Origin of the sequence: Shinella sp. M31 (genome assembly GCF_049199205.1) — a bacterium.
In the GTDB taxonomy this organism is placed as follows: domain Bacteria; phylum Pseudomonadota; class Alphaproteobacteria; order Rhizobiales; family Rhizobiaceae; genus Shinella.
Genome location: NZ_JBLZPH010000047.1, coordinates 144,372 through 165,393, shown reverse-complemented (window position 1 = coordinate 165,393; position 21,022 = coordinate 144,372). Strand labels below are relative to the sequence as shown.

General features: G+C 63.9%; 17 protein-coding genes, 1 pseudogene and 1 other annotated feature. Of the genes and pseudogenes, 6 read left to right on the top strand and 12 right to left on the bottom strand.

The genetic code is table 11. From position 1 onward, the window contains the following. Positions 1-386: 386 nt before the first annotated feature. Positions 387-1,175 (bottom strand): DUF4394 domain-containing protein, encoded by a 789-nt coding sequence (locus ACOZKU_RS07685; protein WP_421578363.1) that lies wholly within the window; start codon positions 1,173-1,175, stop codon positions 387-389. A 293-nt stretch (positions 1,176-1,468) separates the two neighbouring features. Beyond that, on the bottom strand, positions 1,469-2,956 hold the full coding sequence (locus ACOZKU_RS07680) for a SulP family inorganic anion transporter (RefSeq protein WP_421578362.1): 1,488 nt from the start codon (positions 2,954-2,956) through the stop codon (positions 1,469-1,471). Positions 2,957-3,025: 69 nt separating this feature from the next. Then, positions 3,026-3,081 (bottom strand) — a sequence feature (sul1 is cis-regulatory element that is thought to sense ions involved in sulfur or methionine metabolism; They are found in Alphaproteobacteria). Positions 3,082-3,167: 86 nt separating this feature from the next. Here ACOZKU_RS07680 and ACOZKU_RS07675 point away from each other — a divergent pair. Continuing rightward, positions 3,168-3,545, top strand: coding sequence for a GFA family protein (locus ACOZKU_RS07675; protein ID WP_421578361.1), 378 nt, complete (start codon positions 3,168-3,170; stop codon positions 3,543-3,545). Here the strand turns inward: ACOZKU_RS07675 and ACOZKU_RS07670 are convergent. Continuing rightward, positions 3,542-4,886: pseudogene (locus ACOZKU_RS07670) on the bottom strand (chloride channel protein). The gene ACOZKU_RS07675 and the pseudogene ACOZKU_RS07670 overlap by 4 nt on opposite strands. A gap of 106 nt (positions 4,887-4,992) precedes the next feature. On the opposite strand from ACOZKU_RS07670, the gene ACOZKU_RS07665 reads away from it, so the two are divergent. Beyond that, positions 4,993-6,882, top strand: coding sequence for an ATP-binding protein (locus ACOZKU_RS07665; RefSeq protein ID WP_421578360.1), 1,890 nt, complete (start codon positions 4,993-4,995; stop codon positions 6,880-6,882). Between the two features lie 209 nt (positions 6,883-7,091). Here the strand turns inward: ACOZKU_RS07665 and ACOZKU_RS07660 are convergent, their stop codons facing one another. From ACOZKU_RS07660 to ACOZKU_RS07620, 9 genes are all read right to left on the bottom strand, one after another. Then, a complete protein-coding gene (locus ACOZKU_RS07660) occupies positions 7,092-8,675 on the bottom strand; it encodes a GMC family oxidoreductase (RefSeq protein ID WP_421578359.1) in 1,584 nt (527 codons plus the stop codon). A 7-nt stretch (positions 8,676-8,682) separates the two neighbouring features. Further along, complete coding sequence (locus ACOZKU_RS07655; protein ID WP_421578358.1) at positions 8,683-10,113, bottom strand: NAD-dependent succinate-semialdehyde dehydrogenase; 1,431 nt, start codon at positions 10,111-10,113, stop codon at positions 8,683-8,685. Further along, positions 10,103-11,092, bottom strand: coding sequence for an NAD(P)H-dependent flavin oxidoreductase (locus tag ACOZKU_RS07650; protein ID WP_421578357.1), 990 nt, complete (start codon positions 11,090-11,092; stop codon positions 10,103-10,105). The genes ACOZKU_RS07655 and ACOZKU_RS07650 overlap by 11 nt, the downstream gene beginning before the upstream one ends. Positions 11,093-11,096: 4 nt before the next feature. After that, positions 11,097-12,719, bottom strand: a complete 1,623-nt coding sequence (locus tag ACOZKU_RS07645) for an AMP-binding protein (RefSeq protein WP_421578356.1) — start codon at positions 12,717-12,719, stop codon at positions 11,097-11,099. Next, the gene (locus ACOZKU_RS07640; RefSeq protein ID WP_421578355.1) at positions 12,709-13,488 is read right to left on the bottom strand and encodes an enoyl-CoA hydratase/isomerase family protein; all 780 of its coding nucleotides are present in this window, start codon (positions 13,486-13,488) and stop codon (positions 12,709-12,711) included. The genes ACOZKU_RS07645 and ACOZKU_RS07640 overlap by 11 nt, the downstream gene beginning before the upstream one ends. Beyond that, on the bottom strand, positions 13,488-14,675 hold the full coding sequence (locus ACOZKU_RS07635; RefSeq protein ID WP_421578354.1) for a CaiB/BaiF CoA transferase family protein: 1,188 nt from the start codon (positions 14,673-14,675) through the stop codon (positions 13,488-13,490). Before ACOZKU_RS07635 ends, ACOZKU_RS07640 begins: the two co-directional genes overlap by 1 nt. Continuing rightward, positions 14,675-15,421, bottom strand: coding sequence for an enoyl-CoA hydratase/isomerase family protein (locus tag ACOZKU_RS07630; protein WP_421578353.1), 747 nt, complete (start codon positions 15,419-15,421; stop codon positions 14,675-14,677). The genes ACOZKU_RS07635 and ACOZKU_RS07630 overlap by 1 nt, the downstream gene beginning before the upstream one ends. Further along, positions 15,418-16,356 (bottom strand): hydroxymethylglutaryl-CoA lyase, encoded by a 939-nt coding sequence (locus ACOZKU_RS07625; protein WP_421578352.1) that lies wholly within the window; start codon positions 16,354-16,356, stop codon positions 15,418-15,420. The genes ACOZKU_RS07630 and ACOZKU_RS07625 overlap by 4 nt, the downstream gene beginning before the upstream one ends. Positions 16,357-16,435: 79 nt before the next feature. Beyond that, on the bottom strand, positions 16,436-17,002 hold the full coding sequence (locus ACOZKU_RS07620) for a MarR family winged helix-turn-helix transcriptional regulator (protein ID WP_421578351.1): 567 nt from the start codon (positions 17,000-17,002) through the stop codon (positions 16,436-16,438). Positions 17,003-17,178: 176 nt separating this feature from the next. Here ACOZKU_RS07620 and ACOZKU_RS07615 point away from each other — a divergent pair, with 176 nt between their 5' ends. From ACOZKU_RS07615 to ACOZKU_RS07600, 4 genes are read left to right on the top strand one after another with little or no spacing between them, the layout of a single operon-like run. Beyond that, the gene (locus ACOZKU_RS07615) at positions 17,179-18,222 is read left to right on the top strand and encodes an ABC transporter substrate-binding protein (RefSeq protein ID WP_421578350.1); all 1,044 of its coding nucleotides are present in this window, start codon (positions 17,179-17,181) and stop codon (positions 18,220-18,222) included. 22 nt (positions 18,223-18,244) lie between these two features. Next, positions 18,245-19,312, top strand: coding sequence for an ABC transporter ATP-binding protein (locus ACOZKU_RS07610; protein WP_421578349.1), 1,068 nt, complete (start codon positions 18,245-18,247; stop codon positions 19,310-19,312). Next, entirely contained in the window at positions 19,309-20,211 is a 903-nt protein-coding gene (locus tag ACOZKU_RS07605) for an ABC transporter permease (protein ID WP_421578348.1), read from the top strand. Before ACOZKU_RS07610 ends, ACOZKU_RS07605 begins: the two co-directional genes overlap by 4 nt. Next, positions 20,211-21,020, top strand: coding sequence for an ABC transporter permease (locus tag ACOZKU_RS07600; protein WP_421578347.1), 810 nt, complete (start codon positions 20,211-20,213; stop codon positions 21,018-21,020). The genes ACOZKU_RS07605 and ACOZKU_RS07600 overlap by 1 nt, the downstream gene beginning before the upstream one ends. The last annotated feature ends 2 nt before the right edge of the window (positions 21,021-21,022 follow it).

Sequence of the window (21,022 nt, the reverse complement as noted above, 5' to 3'; positions counted from 1 at the left end):
AATCCGTCCGCGCTTATGATCGACTATGCGCGATCCCCTGCGATTTTGTTGCGACGCGCCGCGCGATTTTTACATTATGCGCGGCGTACACTGGACGAATATGTCAATCGCAAAGGCTACCTTTAGGGGCAATGACCTCCATTCGATGGGGTAACAATCCGGCTGATGCCGGCCACACAGATTGCGTCCACCCGGCGGCCGGGTTTATTGTGCTGCGATCGTGGGCTTCTTGAGATGTGTGATCGTCCAGTCTGGTTTACATGACTTGTAGCGCCGTGAAGTGCGCCCTCCGGTAAAGCGAAATCGGCCGCCTCGACGGGGCGGCCGATCATTTTGTGCCAACGGTTTCACCAAAGGGCGTTCAAGACAGCTTCTGCGCCAACCGATTACATGGATGGCAGAACTGCGATGTCGCGGACCTCGTTCTCAAGGCCATTGATAGCACCGATTTCCGTTGCTGCACCTGTTTCCAGATTGACGGTGTAGAGAACCTTGCTCGCTACGAGGTAAGCGGTGTTCTTGCCGCCCTCTTCACCCTGGATATCGAAGGCGTAGGTGGCGGGCTTCTCCTTGAGACCGAGTTTCCCGATCGCCTTCAGCGTGCCGTCATTCGGCTTGGTCTGCTGGATGAGGGCGCCGATGGTTGCATCGATATTGTACATCGCCGTCTTTTCAGGCTTTCCAATCGAGTTTGTATAGGCGGCCGCAATTATGTTCGGCGTTTCACCCTTGTGCATATCGCCCTCTTCAAAGGCGAGCGTACCATCGACGGTCACGGCACCCGTATCAGGATGGACGCGGTGGTTCGTGGTGCCTGTCATGAAACGCAGGCGATCGGCCATGGGATTGAAATCGACCACCACAGGCGCTTCCGCGAGCGTCAGCATCTTGTCCATCCTGGCGACGTCGGTTGCGGCGCCGGTCTCCAGATCGATGGATACGATCGCGTGTTCAGACGTCACGCCAATCACGGTCTTGTTGCCTGGCCGAAAATCGATGCCCAAAAGCTTGTCAACGCCGGTGACCTCGATCGTCTTGCTGACGGCGGGTGTCGCCGTTTCGAACATGATCAAGGTTTTCTCACCCGTGAGGCCGAGGACAGGGGCAGCGGTGGCAGCAGTCATGGAAATGACGAGAGCGGTTGCGGCGGCAAATGCGGTGCGAGCAATGGTCATGTTGGTCTCCAGTTGCGTTTCTGCTTGGTTGAGAGCCTTTGGCATGAGCCACTTGCGCGCTCTCCATCAGAAGACACATGAGAGACTGCTCTGGATGCAGATCTGAAAAATATTTCTGACCGCGCATCCACGCCGCCCTGCGGTGTGTCGTCACGATATGGTGAACTCGGAGCCGGCGGAGTTTCTGGACTGGACGAGGGTTTAACCGCTTAAATTTGTCCTGGGCCGCCGGTTCGGCTTCCATCAGCGCCAAGAATACTCCGCTCCGAGCTGACTACTGAGCCGTCACAACGTCAGTGCCCGGCGGAAGCCGAGAAGGCGGCATGCTCCTTGTCGTGCAGGGCGAAGCGGTCGAGCATATGGGCGCTCGCTTCGTTGACGCCAATGACGGCGACCTCAATGCCCAGGCGACGATATTTGAGCACGATCTTGTCGAGCGCGCCGACGGCCGTGATATCCCAGAGATGCGCCTTCGTGACGTCGATCGTTACCTTGCGCAATGTCTCGGTGAAATCGAAGGCCGCAGTGAAGCTTTCCGCCGACGCGAAAAAGATCTGGCCGTCGACATGATAGATGAGCTCCGAACCATCCGCACTCAGCACCGAGCGGACGTGGAAGAGCTTGGCAACCTTGCCGGCGAAGAACACGCCCGACAGCAGCACGCCGACGAGCACGCCCTTAGCGAGGTCGTGCGTGCCAACGACAGTCGCGACCGTCGCCAGCATGACGACGGAAGAGGAGAGCGGATTGCGGCGAAGGTCGAGAATGGAGCGCCAGGAGAAGGTGCCGATCGAGACCATGATCATGACGGCGACCAGGGCGGCCATCGGGATGATGCGCACGAGATCGTCCAGCACGAGAATGAGGAACAGCAGGAAGGCGCCGGCGACGAAGGTCGAGAGGCGTCCACGGCCACCAGAGGTGACGTTGATCACCGACTGGCCGATCATGGCGCAGCCGCCCATGCCGCCGATCAGGCTGGAAGCGATGTTGCTCGCCCCTTGTCCGATGCATTCCTGGCTCTTGGAGCTCGGCGTATCCGTCATGTCGTCGACGATCTGCGCCGTCAGCAGCGATTCCAGCAGGCCGACCGCGGCGAGCGCGATGGAATACGGGAAAATGATCTGCAACGTCTCGAAGGTCAGCGGCACCTGCGGCAGCGCGAAGATCGGCAGCGCGGAGGGCAGTTCGCCGAGATCGCCGACCGTGCGCAGGTCGAGGCCACCCCAATAGGCGACGCCGGTCAGCACGAGGATGGCGACCAGGGGCGACGGGATGGCCTTGGTGACATAGGGGAAGAGATAGATGATCGCGAGGCCCGCCGCGATCATGGTATAGGTCAGCCCCGGCACGGCGATGAGTTCCGGCAGCTGCGCCATGAAGATGAGGATCGCCAGCGCGTTGACGAAGCCGGTGATGACGGAGCGCGAGACGAAGCGCATGACGCGGCCGAGCTTCAGGAAGCCGGCCCCGATCTGGATGAAGCCCATCAACAGCGTGGCGGCGAAAAGATATTCGAGGCCATGTTCCTTTACGAGCGTGACCATCAGCACGGCGGTCGCCGCCGTGGCGGCGGAAATCATACCGGGACGCCCGCCGACGAAGGCGGAGACGCAGGCGATGGCGAAGGAGGCGAAAAGGCCGATCTTCGGATCGACGCCGGCAATGACGGAAAAGCCGATGGCTTCGGGGATGAGGGCAAGCGCCACAACGATGCCGGAGAGAATATCGGCGCGAATGTTCGAGAACCACTCGCGCTTGTAGGTCGTCAGATTGAACATGGAAAAGTCCGCAAAGAAGCGCATCCAGACCGGACGGCGTCCGGCCTCGTGAACAGGGTTGATGCTTTGCGTTGTCTGGCGGATCGGCGGCCAGAAGAGCCACCCGGAGTTTCACCGGGTCCGGGGCGAATGAAGCCGTTATAGAAAATGCCGCGCGCAGGTCAACGGTGATCTGTACAATGCGTCACGGACAACGCGTTGAGGATGACATATGAGACGACGGGCGACCTGTTCCTGCGGTGCACTTTCGGTTGTCGCGCAGGGCGAACCGGAAAAAGTCTCCGCCTGCCATTGCCTGGAATGCCAACGGCGGACGGGGTCTGCTTTCGGGATCGCTTTGTTTTTCGCCAATGAAGCAGTCGAGACGTTCGGTTCCACGACTTCCTTTTCCCGGCTAGGTGCCAGTGGCAGGCCTATCGAATTCCACTTCTGTCCCAGCTGCGGCTCCACCGTTTTCTGGAAACCTGCGTTTCGGCCAGGCATGACGGCTGTCGCCTTCGGATGTTTCGAGGTGAAGGACGGGCTGAAGCCGACCCAAAGCGTTTATGAAGAGCATCGGCACCCGTGGGTCGGGATTGAAACAACCTAGTTCCGAATGGTTGTCGTATCCGTGTCGCCGGCATTCTTCTCCGTCGCCCGTCGTGCTCTGATGGCCGCGGCAATGAACACCCTTGAAAGTCCATGGTAGAGTGGTTCGCGCGACAGGATGCGCGATGTCAGGTAGCCCAGCATCGACACCGTCATGATCGGGATGACCGCCTCGTGGTCCCCCGTCATTTCGAGAATAATGACGAAAGCGGTCATCGGCGCCTGCACGACGCCGGCAAAATATCCCGCCATGCCGAGCACCGCCGAGAGCGCAATACTCGTGCCCAGCAGCGAGCCAAGCGTGCTGCCCATGCCGGCCCCGACCGAAAGGGACGGGGCGAAGATGCCGCCTGGGATGCCGGAGAGCATCGAGAGAATGCCGGCTGCGAACTTCTCGATGAAGAACGGCAATGGAAGGCCTTCACCCTGCACGGCGCTCTTGGCCTGCTCGTAACCGGTGCCGAAGGTCTTGCCGTCCGAGAGTATGCCGATAGCGGCTATGGCAAGGCCACAACAGATCGCCAACAGCACCATGCGCTTCATTGGCAATGGTTGCGCCCATCGACGGATGCGCTGGCCGAAATGCAGCGCCATGCCGCTGAAGGCGGCGCCAAGCGCGCCGCCGCCGATGCCGCAGGCGAAAACGAGCGCCCAGTCCCGCGTGGTGTGCGGCGCCACGGAGGTCGAGCCGAAATAGTGGTAGCTGCCGTACAGGCCGAGCGCTGCAAGGCCGGAGATGATGACGGCTGCAAGCACGAGACCATTGGTGCGGGCCTCATAGGTGCGGCCCATCTCCTCTATCGCAAAGACGATGCCGGCAAGCGGGGTATTGAAGGCGGCGGCGATGCCGCCAGCCGAGCCCGCGATAATGAGGCCGCGGGCCTGCGCCATGCCGCCGAAGCGACCGACGGCCAACATGATTGAGGCGCCGACCTGCACCGTCGGCCCCTCTCGGCCGATGTCAGGAGGATCTTGCCGAAGGCGATCCGCAGGGACAGCAAGCGGCCACGATCCTCCTCGTCCTTGAGATGTCGCGCGGCGATGGCCTGCGGAATGCCGCTACCCTGCGCGTTTAGGAAGAAACGCATCGCCAGATAGGCCGAGAGAGAGCAAACCCGGCCGGCTTTATAAGAAGCGGGAGCAGAAAGGTCCATTCGCCGGCCGTCGTCATGCGGATGAAACCGTGCTGGGCGAAGTCGGCAAGCTTGGCGAAGCCAACGCTGATAACCCCGATGGCGAGCGCGCCGCACCAGAAGACGAGGCGCGGGCGCCGGAGGGAAAACGAGCCTCAGAAGACGCGGGAGCGACGCAGCAGCTTGGACTTGCGATAGAATGCGGGCATCGTCTTGCTTCAATCAGGTTTGGCAACGGTGGGCTATCGGATGGCGGCTGGCCCCATGTGATCACCTGCCCGCCGGTGCCGCCGGTTTATGGACCAATATTCCCGTATGGCGCTTCTCAAGAAGGCCAACCTCGACCTCCGCCTCGGAGACACCCCCGGCCTGGCCCAGCTTGTCGCGAATATCGAGCCCGCAGTTATGTCAAAGGCCCCTATGTTCGACAGGATCGCGGCGGGACAACATCTGGACCTCAGCATGCTCGCGAAATTCGTTTCCGACATGAAGGGCTTGATGAAAAACACCGAGGAGTTGCTGACCAATACCAACAACAAGGTCAGTTCCGAGCGCGCCGACGCAAGGGAAGCACTGCAATCGCTTCAGCTCAAGACGGGAGCCGTCACCGCGGTGCTTTCGCTCAGCGTCGGTATCCTCGTCATATCCCTGAGGCGGCAGTTGAAGTCCGTACGGGCGGCAGGTCTCGAATTCGAAGGTATGACCCGCGAACTGAAAGAGTCCTTCGCCGCCGCGGAGGCGGGGAACAGAGCCAAGTCGCAGTTCATGGCGACCATGGGGCACGAAGTCCGCACGCCTCTCAACGCCATTCTCGGAACGGCGGAACTTCTCGAACTGTCGGAACTTCCCGAGCGGGTTCGCGGAGGCGTCCAAACGATCCGCCGCTCAGGCCAGTCGCTGCTGGAAATCCTCAACGAGATTCTAGACTTCGCGAAAATGGAAAACGGAGAGATCGACGTCCAGCTCGGTCCTGTCGATGTTGCCGCTCTGGTATCCGATACCGTGGCAATGCTCCGCGACCGGGCGGCGGAGAAGAGCAATGCGCTCGTCGCCGACTTGCCCGTCGGCCACGGCAAAATCTTCGTGATGACAGATCAGACTCGTCTGCGTCAGGTCGTCCTCAATTTATTGAGCAACGCCATAAAGTTCACGTCGAACGGTATGGTCGCGGTGAAGCTCTCTGAGGAAGACATCGATGACCGCACGCTATTGAAGTTCGCGGTTACCGATACCGGGATCGGGATCGATGAGGAAGGGCAGGGCCGTCTGTTCAAACCCTTCTCCCAGGTGGATGCGAGCATTTCCAGAAACTACGGCGGAACCGGGTTGGGATTGATCATCTGCAAGGAAATCGTCGAATCCCTCGGCGGCCGGATCGGGGTGCGGAGTGCCAAGGGACAGGGTAGCACTTTGTGGTTTGAACTCCCGGTGGACAGGGCTGACGAGAGGGACACGGTGCAGGCTGCAGCTCCGGTTGATTTTGCTGGCGTGAGACCCAAGCTCCGCATCCTGCTTGTGGAAGACAACCTCGTGAACCAGCAGGTCGCGGCTGGCTTTCTTCGCCATCTCGGACAGGGTGTCGAGGTGGCCAACGACGGAGCGGAAGCGGTCGAGATGTTAGCCGCGTCCCGGTTCGACCTTGTGCTGATGGACATGCAGATGCCGCGCATGGACGGAATTGAGGCAACAAAGGCGATCCGCGGCACGGGAAACGACGTGCCGATAGTCGCAATGACGGCGAACGCCTCTGAAGACGACCGCCGTCTATGCGCAGCCGCAGGCATGAACGGGTTCCAATCCAAGCCCGTAACGAAGAATCAGCTCGCCAGGGTTATATCCGCTTTCGAGGTTCGCTCGGACGCTACGGTGGCGGCCAATATGGCGTTGGACGCTGTTTCCGTCTCTGGTGCGGCGTTGAATGACCGCCAAGCCGAGATCGTCGAAGCGCTTGGCGAGGACACTTACAATGAATTGCTGGACGCGTTCTTCGAAGATGCGTCTCAAATTCTCGCTGATCTCGCCGAAGCCGTGGTGCATGAAAGATCGAACGACATCGATCGGTTGCTTCAAACGTTTCGCGAGGATGCGGCGTGGCTTTTGCTGGATGAAGCACGCATTCTTGATGGGGACAAGCCCACCGATCCACGCGCGTTTGCTGACCGGCAAGCTAGACTGTTTGCGCTTGCAATCGGGCACGGCAATTAGCAGGTCTTGGCGAGGTGGTCTTCGACTGCCTCGCCAGAAGGCCTCGGAAGTGGACGTAGATCAACATGATCGCTGAACGTTCCGCACACTCTGGCAAAGGAAAGCAATGCAGGTCGTCACCAGTCCACCGAGTCATTGCGGACGAAGCTTGAGCCGATCTTTAAATCTTTCAACTGGCTTCGACTTGGCAGCTCGACGGTTCGGCTCCTTCAAGAGCGCGACAACAGGAAGTCTGCGCAGCGCTCCGCGATCATAATGCAGGGGGCATTCGTGTTGCCGCTCACGAGCGTCGGCATGATCGAGGCGTCTGCGATGCGCAGGCGCGGGATGCCCTGCACCCGCAACCGATTATCGACGACCGAGAGCTCGTCCCGACCCATCCGGCAGGTCCCGGCCGGATGATAGACAGTTTTGGCATTGGCCCGCGCATGCGCCTCGAAGTCCGCATCGGACGACTTCTCGTGCCTGGGTGCCAGTTCCCGGAAGCCAAGGGCCTTCATGGCGGGAGCGGCGAGAATCGCGCGCGAAAGCTTGATGCCGCGCACCAGGGTGTCGACGTCTTCCTGCGCGACCAGGTTGTTCCCGACGAAATGGATCGGGTCCTCGACCCTGTCGCTGCGCAGCGAAACCTTACCGCGTGAGACGGGACGCAGGATACAGGGATTGATCGAGACGCCGTGGCCCTCCATCTGACCGCGCGTGGCATCGCCCACGAGGGTCGGCGTGACGTGGATCTGGATGTCGGGCCGCCCGCAGCCGCTCGTGTCGATGAAACCGCCGCTTTCCACCACATTCGACGACAAGAGGCCGGACCGCCCGAACAGGTAGCGAAGCCCATTTACGACGGCCTTGAGGCCCTTGTCCTGGTCCTTCAGCGAGATCGGCCGATCGGTGATGCCGTAGACGGAAACGGCGATGTGGTCCTGGAAGTTTTCGCCGACACCGGGGAGGTCGCGCACAACCGTGATGCCAAGCTGCGCCAGCATCTCGCCCGGGCCGATGCCGGACAGCATCAGGATTTTCGGCGTGGCGAGCGCTCCGGCGCACAGGATGACCTCCTCTTTCGCCCGCGCCTCGAACATGCTGCCGTCCCGCCGGCGATAGGCAAGGCCCGCCGCCGCGCCGTTCTCCAGGAGGATCTTCGTTGCAATGCACTCCGTGGCGATCTCGAGGAGAGGGGAGCGGCGCACCGTCTTCAAGTAGGTCGCCGCCGTGGAACCGCGGCGGGCATTCACGGTCGTCGTCTGGTAGAAGCCGACGCCGTCCTGCCGCGCGCCGTTGAAGTCGTGCGAATAGGCAAGGCCGGCCTGTTGCGCGGCCCGGACGAAGGCCGCGCTGATCGGGTGGCGGAAGCGGGGCTCGGAGACCTTCAGCGGGCCGCGGGTGCCGTGATAATCGTCGGCGAGAACCTCGTTGTCCTCCGAACGGCGGAAGACCGGCAGCACATCCTCGTATCCCCAGCCCTCGCAGCCGAGATCGCGCCAGGTGTCATAGTCCTCGGCCTGGCCGCGAATGTAGATCATCGCGTTGACGGACGAGCCGCCGCCGAGCGTCCTGCCCTGCGGCACGAGCAGGACCCGGTTGTTGGCGCCCGGCTCCGGCTCGGTGGCGTACATGAACGTCCGCCGGGTGCCGAGAACCTTCACGAAGGTGGCGGGGATGTGGATATAGGGCGTGTTGTCGGGAGGCCCCGCTTCGAGAAGCAGGACGCTCTTGCCTGCCGTCACGAGCCGGTTTGCCAGAACGCAGCCGGACGATCCGCCACCGGCGATGATGTAGTCGTAGCTCTTCATCGGACGCTCACAGGCCGATATGGCTGACGAACTTCGTCGTCAGATAGGCGTCCAGCGTTTCGCTGCCACCCTCGCTGCCATAGCCGCTCTCCTTGAGGCCGCCAAAGGGCGTTTCCGCGGCAGCGAGGCCGAAATGGTTGATCGAGACCATGCCGGCTTCAAGCTCTGTCGAAAACCGGTCAGCCGTCGCGAGCGAGCGCGTGAAGCCGAAGGCGGCGAGGCCAAAGGGCAGGCGGTTGGACCGCCGGATCGCCTCGTCGATACTGGAGACGGGCACGAGCGCCGCGAGCGGGCCGAATGGCTCGTCATTCATGACCGCTGCGTCTTCCGGCACGTCGCTAAGCACCGTCGGCTCGAAGAAATACCCGCTGTTGCCGATGCGCTTGCCGCCGCATTCCAGCCGTGCGCCATGCGAGACGGCGTCGTCCACGAAGCGCGCCATCGCATCGAGCCGCCGGGCGTGCGTGAGCGGGCCCATCTGGACCCCGTCCGACAGGCCGTCGCCGACCTTGATGGCGCGCGCGCCGGCCACGAAGCCCGACCGGAAGGCGTCGTAGACGTCTTCCTCGATGTAGAAGCGGGTAGGCGCTGCGCAGACCTGACCGGCATTGCGGTATTTGAGCATCAGGCCGAGCTTGACGGCGGCGTCGATATCCGCGTCCCTCGCGACGATGTAGGGCGCATGGCCGCCGAGCTCCATCGTCGCGCGCTTGACCCCGGCCGCGGCGATCGCCCCGAGCTTCTTGCCGACCGGAACGGAGCCGGTGAACGAGATCTTGCGGATGACCGGCGAGGCGATCAGGTGCTCCGAAACCTCAGCCGCCGGTCCGAAGACGATGCCGAGCACGCCTGCCGGCAAGCCGGCATCCTGGAAAGCGCGGGCAAGCGCGATACAGGCCGACGGTGCTTCCTCCGGCGGTTTGGCGATGATCGAGCACCCGCTGGCGAGCGCGGCGGCGACCTTGCGCACGAGCTGGTTGATCGGGAAATTCCAAGGGGTGAACGCGGCGACCGGGCCCACGGGCTCGCGCAGCACAATCTGGCGTGCGCCGGGCACGCGCGCGGGGATGACGCGGCCATAGGCGCGCCGACCCTCCTCGGCATGCCACTCGATATGCTCGGCGGCGGCATTCGCCTCGCCGCGCGCCTCAGTGATCGGCTTTCCCTGCTCCCGGGACATGAGCTGCGCCATGGTTTCGGCACGCTCGCGCACAAGCGCCGCCGCCCTGTGCAGGATTTTCGCGCGCTCGATGGTGGCGGTCCTGCGCCAGGTTTCAAAACCCTGCTGCGCCGCTTCCAGCGCCGCGTCGAGGTCGGCGCGCTCGCACAAGGCCAGTTGCGCGATCACCTCGCCGGTTGCCGGATTGTGGACCCCGGCCGATCGGTTGCCGGCGGGCGCACGCCATTCGCCGTTGATGAGAAGCGGTTTATCCAGCATGGCTCAGTCCTTCATGAGAGCGTATCATGGGCCGGGGCAGGGCGGCGAGCGCCGCCGCGTAGTCCCGTGCGATGGCGGCGACGATATCCGCCGCCGGTAGGATGTCGTCGACGAGGCCTGCGCTCTGGCCGGCCTCGACCTTGCCGTTCTCGACATCGCCGTCGAAGGCCGCGGCCTTGAGCGAAGCGGCGGAAAAAAGCGCCTTGCGCTCCTCGAACTGCCGTCCTTCCGCTTCCGCCGCTTGCATCCGTTCGCCAAAACCGTTGCGCAGGATGCGGACCATGCCGAGGCCATGGCCGACCACCATCGTGTCGGTGACGGAGGCGGACAGCAGGCGCTCGCTGTAGGCGGCATGCAGGCGCGCCTCGCAGGACAGCATGAAGCGCGTGCCGAACTGCGCCGCGCCGGCCCCCAGCGCCAGGGCGGCGGCAAGGCCATATCCATCGGCAAAGCCGCCGCTGAGGATGAGCGGCATGCCTGGCACGGCCCTTGCGATCGCACGGCCGAGAACGAGCGTGGAGACGAGGTCGGGCGGAGGGTGGCCGCCGGCTTCCCCGCCGACGGCGATGAGGCCGTCGACGCCGGCCGCCGCCGCCTTGACGGCATGCTCCGCACCGGCGACCACATGCAGGCAGACGGTGCCAATGGCCTTGAACCGCTCGAGGTAGCGCTTCGGCCCGCCCTGGGAAGCGATGAGCACGGGCACCCGCTTTTCGACGAGGAGGTCCATGATCTCGTCGGCGCCCTTGCGGTAGAGCGGCAGGTTGACGGCGAACGGCCTGTCCGTGCCCGCCCGCACCGCATCGATCGCCGCGGCGAGGTCGTGCGCATACATGGGACCGGCGGCGATCACACCGAGACCGCCGGCGGTCGACACGGCAAGCGGCAGGGCCGCGTTGGACGATGCCCATGACATGCCGGCCTGGATGATCGGCAGGTCGATGCCGAGGAGCCGCGTCACATCGGTTTCTATCCGCATGGGGTCACGCTCCGATCAGCTTGCGGGCGTGTTCGGCGAGCCGCTTCTTCTGGATCTTGGCGCTTGCCGTAATGCCGATCGCTTCGAAGCTCTCGACGATCCAGACATGGCGCGGCACCTTGAACCCGGCCATGTTGGATTTCGCCCAGTCCATGATCTCCTCCGGTTCGGTCTTGGCACCCTCCCTCAGGATGACGAAGGCACCACACACCTCGACGAGGCGCTCGTCCGGCACGCCAACCACTGCCGCCTGGCGGATCGCCGCATGGCGATGCAGGACATTCTCCACATCGGCCGGCGAGACGTTCTCGCCGCCGACGCGCACGATCTCCTTGACGCGGCCGAGGAAGGTCAGCCTGCCGTTCTCGTCCAGCGCGCCGAGATCGCCGGTGGACAGCCAGCCGTCGGCCGAGAGCGCGGCCCGCGTTTCGACGGGCTTGTCGAAATACTCCCGCATGACGCTCCAGCCGCGCACGAGGATTTCCCCCGGTTCGCCGCAAGCGGCATCCTTGCCGTCTTCATTAACGATGCGCACATCGATGCCCGGTTGCGGTCGCATGGCGGCCGATATGCGGACGGCCTCCGGCTCCCACCAGGAGGATTGCGCGACGTTGGGCGCGGCTTCGGAAAGTCCGTAGCCGACGACGCATTCGCGCGCGCCGAGCTCGTCAATGACGCGGGCGACGATGGTCGGCGAGGCAGCGAGCCAAGCACCGCGAAGAACGAGGCGGCGCTCTGGGCGCTCGGGATGGCTGAGCAGCATCAGCGCCATCGTGTCGTTGCCGGAAAAATGCGTGCAGCGCTCGGCCTCCATCAGGCGCAGGGCCTCGCCCGGCTCGAACCGGTCCATGGAGACGAGCGTCGCCATGTGCTGGAGGCAGGAGAGGATGGAGAGGGTCGTGCCTGCGACGTGGAAGAACGGCCGGGCGCTATGGAACCGGTCGCCGACGCGAAGGCCCATGCGATGACCGGAGACGAAGGCGTTGCCTAGCATGCTGCGCTGGGTCAGGAGAACGCCTTTCGGAAAGGATGTGGTGCCGGACGTATACTGGATGAGCAGCGGGTCGTCGGCCTCGCCCCGTGCCTGCGCGGGCGCGGTTCCGCTTGCGAGCAGGGCCTCCCACGCAATGGCCGCGGGCGGCACGTCCTCTCCGATGACGATCAGTTGCTTGAGATCCGGAAGGGCGGGGATGGGCAGCCGGTCGGTGAGCGCGGGGTCGATCTGCCGCAGCAGGCCGATAAAATCGATCTTGAGGAACCGGTCGCACAGGATGAGGCGTGAGACCTTCGACTGGGAAAGCGCATAGGCCATCTCGTCGGCGACGAAACGGGTGTTGATCGGCACGGTCACCGCGCCGAGCGAGCCGATCGCCAGAAAGATCGCCACCCAGCGCGTGGAATTGCCGAGGCAAAGGCCGATGTGCTCGCCCTTCCGCACGCCCTGCGTCGCCAGTCCGTCGCGGATGCGTGCGACCTCCGCGGCGAGCGCGGCATAGGTCAGCCGCCCGTCAGCCGCGACGACGGCCTCCACATCGCCGGCAACGGTTGCGGCCCGCGTCAGTGCGGCGGAGATCGACGTTGCGCAGAGCGCGTCGATATCGAAGGGAGTGCCGTTGTCAGAGATCATGAGTTTCCTTGCCTCCGACGCTTTTTGCGAAGCGGTTCAGGCCGTCGCGCCAACCGCCGTCGGCCAGGCACCGTTCGATCGCGGCCATTTCGACGCGGATTCCGTTGTTGAGGTCGGTTTCGCTGCCGAGATCCACCGCCTGCTTGGTTAGCGCCATGGCAAGCGGCGGCGCGGCGGCGATCGCCTCGGCGATGCCGGCGATGGTTTCGGCCAGGGCCTCCGCCGGCACGATGCGGGCGACGAGGCCAAGCTGATAGGCCTCCTCGACCGGCATGATGCGGCCGGTGAACAGAAGTTCCTTGGCCCGCATCTTGCCGATCGTGCGTTGCAGGCGCTGCGTTGCGCCGACGGTGCCCCATTGCGGCTCGGGGAAGCGGAAGGTCGTCTTGTCCGATGCGATCACGAAGTCACAGCTCATCAGGATCTCGCCGCCGGAGCCGACCACGGGGCCTTGTGTTGCCGCGACCACCGGCTTGCGGCAGCGGGCAATGGCGTCGTAGGCGGCAAACGAGGCGCGGCGCCGGGCGATCACCCAGGCCTCGTCCCGGCCGTTACGCTCCTTCAGGTCCGCTCCGGCGCAGAAGACAGAACCGTTTGCCGAAAGCACGACGGCGCGGATGTCGGCATCGGCATCGAGCGCCTCGAAGGTCTCCTTCAGCGCAAGGCACATCGGCAGGTTGAGGGCGTTGCGCGCTTCCGCGCGGTCGAGGACCACATGGGCGACACCCGCCTCGCGCCGCAGGAGAACCGGGGGTTTTGCGTTGCTCATCAGATCACTCCCTCATTCCTCAGCCGATCAATGGTCTCGGCCGCCATGCCCAGCTCCCCGGCAAGCAGCGCCGCCGTGTCCGCACCGAGCGTCGGCGGACAGCCAATTGCGGGATCCTCGTAACCCGCAAAGCGCAACGGCGTGCGCAAGGCGCGCACGGCGCCCTCCTCCGGATGGTCAAACGTGCCGACGGCGCCGCGGGCCTCGCTGTGGGGATCGCTCAGGATCTCGCGGACCGTATTCACCTCGCCGGCCGGCACGCCGCGGTCTCGCAGCTCCTCGGCGAGCGGTCCGCGGTCGCGCTGTGCGATCGCCTGCCGCATGCCCGCCATGACCCGTTCGCGGGCGGCGACGCGGGCCGCGTTCTTCCCCAAGGCGGCGTCGGCGGCAAGATCCTCGAGGCCGAGGACCCCGCAGATAGCGTCCCAGTGCTGGTCGCTGCCACTGATATGCAGCCATCCCCCATCGGCGCACCGGAACGCCGCGGAGGGAACACGGCCCGGATGCTCCGTTCCCGAGCGGCCGATATCCTCGTCCAGCGCAAAGAGGCGGGCGGCGGCAAGCGCAAGCAGGCTGGTCTGGACGTCCATCATCGACAGGTCGACATGGCATCCCCGGCCGCTGCGCCCGCGCCCGACCAGCCCCGTCAGGATCGCGATTGCGATCCACAGGCCCGAGGTCATGTCGGAGACCGGAATGCCCGCCTTGGCGGGCGGCGCGTCCGAATGGCCCGTGAGATGCATGATGCCAGAGAGCGCCTGGAAGATCGTGTCGTAACCATTGCGCAGGCGATAGGGCCCGGTCTGCCCGAAGCCGGTGTTCGAGACATAAACGAGGCCGGGATTGCGGCGGGAGAGGACGTCGTAGCCAAGGTTGAAGCGGTCCATCTCGCCTGGCAGGTAGTTCTCCAGAACGACATCGTGCGTCTCCGCCAGCCTGGCGGCGATCTCTTGTCCTTCCGGCGATTTCAGGTTCAGCGTCATGGATCGCTTGGCGCGGTTGAACGCGAAGAAATAGGCGCTTTCGCCGCGGGGTAACCGTGGCTCGAACAGGCGGGATTCATCGCCCGTGCCCGGCCGCTCAACCTTCGTCACCTCCGCGCCGAGCTCGGCAAGGATCTGGGTTGCCATGGGGCCGGCGAGAACTCGGGAAAAGTCGAGGATGCGGATGCCTTCCAGCGGCTTCATCAGCATTCCTCCCGGAAGCTGCGCATCTGCGCGTTGACGGTGCGCCCGGCGGCCATAGCCTCGTCATAGGGGAGGTCGGCGACGCGGTAGTACAGCGACTTGACGGCGGCCATCGCCTTCGGATGGGCGTCCGCCCATTGACCGGAGATCTCCAGCGCCGCCTCGACGACCGCCTCCGGCGCGACGATCCGGTTGACGAGGCCGAGGGCACGTGCCTCTTCCGCCCCGATGAGGCGGCCGAGGCTGACCATCTCGAAGGCCGCCTTGCGTCCGAGCGAGCGTTGCAGGCCGGTCATCACCAGGGCCGGCACGATGGAATGCTTCAGCTCGGGATAGCCGAATTTCAGGTCCGTGCCGGCGACCATCATGTCGCAACCGATCGCCAGTCCCGCGCCGCCGCCGACGGCCGCGCCGCGTACGGCCGAAACGACCGGTTTGGAAAGGCGCTGCATCATCGCCTGGGTCCGGCACGTGAGGTCGGCGCGCTTTTCCACGAGGTCCTGGTTGGCCGGTGTCAGGGTGGAGAACTCCGCAAGGTCCGCTCCCGCGCAAAAGGCCCGCCCCGTCCCCGTCAGCACAATCGCCCGCACGGTCTCGTCGGCGTCTGCGGCAAGCATCGCGTCGTGCAGCGCCTGCGTCAGGGCCGTGTCGAGGGCATTCAGCTTGTCAGGCCGGTTGAGCGAGAGGATGCGGACCGGGCCGCGGTCTTCGCTGATGAGGATTGGTGAAGCATAAGTCTGTGTCATGAAAAATCCCAGGCTGCCAGATGGCCGAAACCGGTGCGTGCCACCTTGCTCTGCAATTCGCGCCCAAGCGCCTGCTCGCATTGCAACAAGGCGGCCTGGAGCCGGTCGATGTCGATGCCGGTCGCGATGCCCTCGGCCTCGAAGAGATTGACGAGATCTTCCGTCGCCACATTGCCGGTATAGCCGCCGCCATAGCGGATCTGGGCGGGGTGGCCGCCGACGCCGCCGATCGCGCTGTCGAACCAGCGGCAGCCAGCCTCGAAGGCCGCCATGCAATTGGCGATGCCCGTGCCGCGCGTGTCGTGGAAATGGGCGATCGGCGTGACGTCGGGCACCTCGGCGAAGGCGCGGGCAAAGAGGCGGCGCACGCTGCCGGGCGTGCCGTGACCGGTCGTGTCGCAGATGGAGACATGGCGCACGCCGAGGTCGGAGAAGGCCTTCAGGTCGCCGATGACGGATGCCGGGTCAACCCGGCCTTCGAACGGGCAGCCGAGCGCCATGGAGATCACGCCGATCAGGCGGAACCCGCCGCCCGCCAGCGCGACCATCTCGGCAATGTTGCGCCATTGCTGCTCGCGCGTCGTGCGCAGGTTCTTCTCGGTGTGCGCCTGTGTCGCCGACACAAGCAGGCTTATCTCCTCCGGGCCGTGGCCGGCTTCACGATCTTCGATTGCCCGCCTAACGGCATGAAGGTTGGGGCAGGTCGCCTTGTAGGCCGTGCCTGGCCGGCGGCGGATGCCGGCGAGGACGCTGCTGGCATCGGCAAACACCGGTACATGGCGGGGGCTGCTGTAGCTCGTCGCTTCCACCCGCGGAAACCCGGCTTCGGAAATGGCGTCGATCAGGGCGATCTTGGTTTGCGTGGAAAGGTCTGTCGTTTCGTGCTGCAAGCCGTCCCTTGCAAAGCACTCGCAGATCGTCAGCGCGTCCGACATCTCGATCCTCCTGGTTTCCTTGGAGGTAGTGATGCGAAATTTAGTTCATATTGTCAACTATTATTCTGTCGGTCCGTCTTCACTCCTCATCCAGTTCGCGCAGGTCCTCTTGAGAGGCGCGGGTTTTCAGGTCGTGGAAATAGTGCGCGCTGTTGCGTCCCACCCGTTGCAGGAGCTCGATCAAAATCTGTCGCTCGGCGTGGCTGAGGGTCGAGAGCATGTTCTCGTTGCGCTCGAAGGCGTCGGTCAGGACCGCTTCCGACAGATCGAGGCCCTCCGGGCTTAGTTTCAGGAGGATGCTGCGCCCGTCCTCGGGGTTGGCGGTCTTTAGGATGTAGCCGCGCTCGATCATCGACGAAACGGTCCGACTCATCTGGCTTTTCAGGAGTCCACTGTGCTTTGCGAGCTCCTGTAGCGGCACTTCGCCGAGATATTTGAGGACGGCCAGCGCGCGCCATTCTCGGGCGGTAATGCCGTATTTCGGCCGGATCGAGAGGGCCGCGATGCGGGTGGACAGCCCGGCCAGCCGCTGCAGTTCGAAGGAGAACAGGTCCCGTATGTCCGGCTCGTTCTTCTGGGGCGCGAGGTGCCTACGAAAGAAATTGCCGTCGGAGCGATCCGTGAGATGTTCGACTTTCTTATTCAAATGGTTGCTCCAAGCCGTTCAACGTGGGGATTCCACGCGCAGAAATTTAGTTGACAAGGTGAACAATATAGTTCATTCCATTAACTAGATTGGCACGCAGGGAGCGGAATGTCGATCATGCATTCGGGCTGTGGAGGATGGCTCCAGCCGAGCATCACCTGAGGAGGAACTTGGTAATGGCATCGTGTAATCGCGCATTCTTGACCATCGCCGCGACAGCGGGCGTGCTCTCCTTCACTGGCGCCGCTGCGGCGCAGGATGTCCTCACCGTCGCCGGCTTTGGCGGCAACCTTCAGACGGACCTACGCAAGACGATCTGGCAGCCAGCAGCCGATGCTGCAGGCATTGAATTGCGCGAGGAAACGCATGACGGGCTCGCCGCCGTGCGAGTCCAGGTCCAGTCCGGCTCCCCGACCTGGGATGTGGTGCATCTCGGGGCGGACGAATGCGCGGTCGGCGGCAAGGAGGGGCTTTTCGAGCCGCTCGACTACAACACGATCAGCACGAAGGGTTTTGATGCGCGCGGCTATGGCGAACATTGGATCGCGACCAACACCTATTCCGTCGTTCTGGCCTGGCGCACCGATGTCTACAAGGACAAGGCGCCGGCAAGCTGGCAGGATTTCTGGAATGTGGAGGCCTTTCCCGGCCGTCGCGCCCTCAGCACCTACCCGCAGGAAATGATGGAAATCGCGCTCATCGCTGATGGCATCGACAAGGACAAGCTCTATCCGCTCGACACCGAGCGTGCGCTCGCGGCCGTCGAGAAGATCAAAGCCAATGTCGGCGTCTGGTGGTCGTCCGGAGCGCAATCCGCCCAGCTCCTCAAGGATGGCGAAGTCGACATGATGGCGATCTGGGGCAGCCGCGTGGCGTCAGTGATCGCGGACGGAGCGCCGGTCAAGTTCACCTACCAGGACGCGATCCTCGGTTACGGCTGCCTGGCGATCCTCAAGGGCGCGCCGAACGCGGCGAGCGCTCAGAAGTTCATCGCCGGCGTGGTGTCGCCGGACGTGCAGGCGCGCATTCCGGAAATGATGCCCTATTACGGTCCGACCAACAGCCTGGCGTTCGAGGTGAAGGCGTTCTCGCCGGAGGTGCTGGCGCAATCCAACATGTCGCCGGAAAACGTCAAGAAGCAGACCTTCCTCGACGCAAACTGGTGGCGCGACAACAACGAGCTGGTTCGCGAGGACTACAGCCTCCTGATGTCGAACTGATCAAACGAGCCGGGAGGGCAGGATGCGGTCGGGCAGAGTCAACCTTCGCGAGGTCCACAAGGCCTATGGGAGCTTCAGGGCGCTCGACGGCGTCTCCCTGGATATCAAGGCGGGGGAGTTCCTGACGCTTCTCGGTCCTTCCGGCTCGGGAAAGACCACGCTTCTCAACGTCATCGCCGGCTTCGAGCGGCCCGATCTCGGCAGCTTGCTGGTCGATGACGTCGAGTTCATTACGCGTCCCCCGCACAAGCGCGACCTTGGCATGGTGTTCCAGAACTATGCGCTGTTTCCGCATATGGACGTCTTCTCGAACGTCGCCTATCCGCTGAAGCTACGAAAGGTGGACAGGGCCTCCATCCGCAAGAGGGTGATGGACGCGCTCGAGATCGTCCATATGCAGCACCTTGCCGACCGGCGGATCACCGCGCTGTCGGGCGGCCAGCGACAGCGCGTGGCGCTGGCGCGCGCCGTCGTCTTCGAACCGCGCCTGCTGCTGATGGACGAGCCGCTCTCCGCACTCGACAAGAATCTGCGCGAGCACATGCAGATCGAACTCAAGCGGCTGCACAAGAAGCTCGGTATGACGACGATCTATGTCACGCACGACCAGCAGGAAGCCCTGACAATGTCAGACCGCATCGCTGTTCTCGACAAGGGAAGGATCATCCAGCTCGACGTGCCCGCGATGGTCTACGATCGCCCGAACTGCAAGTTTGTCGCCGGCTTCATGGGCGAGACCCGCTTCCTGCCGGTGGAGCACCGCGATCAGTTCTATGTGCTCGATGGACGGCCGCTCCGGCTTGCCGATACGAGGGCCGTCACATCGACTGGCGAGGCCTGGCTTATGGTCCGCCCGGAGCGGCTGCGCTGGCAGGGCGATGCCGACGGCGATAACCGCATCGAGGGCAGGGTACTCGATGTCGTCTATCGGGGAGACTGCAACCAGGTGTCCGTCTCGCTGCCCGGCGGGCACGAGGTCGCGATCCGCCACACAGGGGCGGAACGGCAACCCTTGCCGCAGCCTGGTGATACTCTTGCCCTGTGGCTGCCAGCGGACGCGAGCCTCGTCATCGGGAGCGCCGCGCCATGACGCTTGCCATCGATGGAGCGCCCGGCATGCCGCTCAATCGCGCCATGCTCAAGAGCGCCAGGCGCCGGGAAGGGCGCATATTCAGCGGGCTCGCCCTGCCGGCGCTGGTGCTCGTCACCTGCATTCTCATCATTCCGTTCACATGGCTTGCCTGGCTTTCCTTGTTCGACGCTGCTGGCAATCTCACGACCCAGAACTATGCCCGGCTGTTGCGGCCCGCCTATGTCGGCAGCTTCCTCACCACCTTCAAGGTCGCCGGCCTGGTGACGGCGCTATGCGTGGTGCTCGGCTATCCGGTCGCCTATCTCCTGTCCCAGCTTCCCGCGCGCGCCGCGCAGATTCTCCTGGTGTTCGTCATCTTGCCGTTCTGGACGTCGGTGTTGGTGCGCACCTATGCCTGGCTGGTCCTCTTGCAGCGCAACGGCGTCATCAACGATTGGCTGCTTTCGGCGGGCGTGGTCGATGAACCGCTTGCACTGGTGCACAATCTGACGGGCACGATCATCGGCATGGTGCATGTCATGCTGCCCTTCCTGATCCTGCCGCTCTATGCGTCCATGAAGGCGATCGATCCGGTGCTTCTGCGCGCGGCGGCCAATTGCGGCGCCTCGCCGAGCCAGGCGTTCCGGCAGGTCTTCCTGCCTTTGTCGATGCCGGGCCTTGCTTCGGGCAGCGCGCTGACCTTCGTGCTTTGCCTCGGTTTCTACCTGACGCCGGCGCTTCTCGGCGGCGGACGTGTCGCCATGTGGTCCACGCAGATCGCCGACGCCGTCTCGAAATTCTCCAACTGGGGCGCGGCGAGCGCCCTCAGCGTGGCGCTGCTGGTGGTGACGGTCGTCGTTCTGTGGGGCGTGCGCAGGCTGACCGACGCCTTGAGCTTCTCCGCGGGGAAAATGTGATGCTGAACACGCCCGCCACCTCCACCCAGGTCACCCATGGCCAGCGCCTATGGCTCTATGCGACGGTTGCGCTCGTCATGGCCTTCTTGGTCATTCCCTGCATCCTCGTGATGCCGATGTCATTCTCGGACTCGCAGTATCTCGAGTTTCCACCACGCACCCTCAGCCTGCGCTGGTACGAAGCCTTCTTCACGTCACCGGAATGGATCCAGTCCGCCGTGGTCTCGCTCAAGGTGGCAGGCCTCACGACGGTGCTGGCCACCGTGCTCGGCACACTGGCCTCCTACGGGCTCTACAAGGCGACCAGCCTTTTCACGCCCCTCACACGCGGCCTGCTGATGCTGCCGATGATGATCCCACTGATCTTTGTCGCGATAGGCGTGTTCTTCGTTTACGCCCGCTTTGGGCTCAACAACACCATCACAGGCCTCGTTCTGGCGCATACAACGCTTGCCATCCCGTTCGTCATGATCGCCGTCGGCAACGGGCTGAAGAGTTTCGATCCCAATCTCGAACGCGCCGCCCGCAGCCTTGGGGCCTCTCCCGTGACGGCCTTTCTCACCGTCACGCTGCCGCAGATCCGCATCTCGGTCTTCTCCGGCATGCTCTTCGCCTTCGTCACGTCCTTCGACGAGGTCGTCGTGTCGCTCTTTGTGTCGAGCGGCGCGAACTCGACATTGACCAAGCGCATGTTCGCCAACATCCGCGACCAGGTCGATCCGACCGTCGCCGCCATCTCGTCAATGCTGGTGGCGCTGTCGATTGTCGTCCTGATCGCTGCCCAGTTCGTGAAGCGCAAGGACGTGTGACG

Coding starts and splice junctions, on each gene's coding strand:
- ACOZKU_RS07685 (WP_421578363.1), bottom strand. CDS start 1,175: ATGACCATTGCTCGCACCGCATTTGCCGCCGCAACCGCTCTCGTCATT.
- ACOZKU_RS07680 (WP_421578362.1), bottom strand. CDS start 2,956: ATGTTCAATCTGACGACCTACAAGCGCGAGTGGTTCTCGAACATTCGC.
- ACOZKU_RS07675 (WP_421578361.1), top strand. CDS start 3,168: ATGAGACGACGGGCGACCTGTTCCTGCGGTGCACTTTCGGTTGTCGCG.
- ACOZKU_RS07665 (WP_421578360.1), top strand. CDS start 4,993: ATGGCGCTTCTCAAGAAGGCCAACCTCGACCTCCGCCTCGGAGACACC.
- ACOZKU_RS07660 (WP_421578359.1), bottom strand. CDS start 8,675: ATGAAGAGCTACGACTACATCATCGCCGGTGGCGGATCGTCCGGCTGC.
- ACOZKU_RS07655 (WP_421578358.1), bottom strand. CDS start 10,113: ATGCTGGATAAACCGCTTCTCATCAACGGCGAATGGCGTGCGCCCGCC.
- ACOZKU_RS07650 (WP_421578357.1), bottom strand. CDS start 11,092: ATGCGGATAGAAACCGATGTGACGCGGCTCCTCGGCATCGACCTGCCG.
- ACOZKU_RS07645 (WP_421578356.1), bottom strand. CDS start 12,719: ATGATCTCTGACAACGGCACTCCCTTCGATATCGACGCGCTCTGCGCA.
- ACOZKU_RS07640 (WP_421578355.1), bottom strand. CDS start 13,488: ATGAGCAACGCAAAACCCCCGGTTCTCCTGCGGCGCGAGGCGGGTGTC.
- ACOZKU_RS07635 (WP_421578354.1), bottom strand. CDS start 14,675: ATGAAGCCGCTGGAAGGCATCCGCATCCTCGACTTTTCCCGAGTTCTC.
- ACOZKU_RS07630 (WP_421578353.1), bottom strand. CDS start 15,421: ATGACACAGACTTATGCTTCACCAATCCTCATCAGCGAAGACCGCGGC.
- ACOZKU_RS07625 (WP_421578352.1), bottom strand. CDS start 16,356: ATGTCGGACGCGCTGACGATCTGCGAGTGCTTTGCAAGGGACGGCTTG.
- ACOZKU_RS07615 (WP_421578350.1), top strand. CDS start 17,179: ATGGCATCGTGTAATCGCGCATTCTTGACCATCGCCGCGACAGCGGGC.
- ACOZKU_RS07610 (WP_421578349.1), top strand. CDS start 18,245: ATGCGGTCGGGCAGAGTCAACCTTCGCGAGGTCCACAAGGCCTATGGG.
- ACOZKU_RS07605 (WP_421578348.1), top strand. CDS start 19,309: ATGACGCTTGCCATCGATGGAGCGCCCGGCATGCCGCTCAATCGCGCC.
- ACOZKU_RS07600 (WP_421578347.1), top strand. CDS start 20,211: ATGCTGAACACGCCCGCCACCTCCACCCAGGTCACCCATGGCCAGCGC.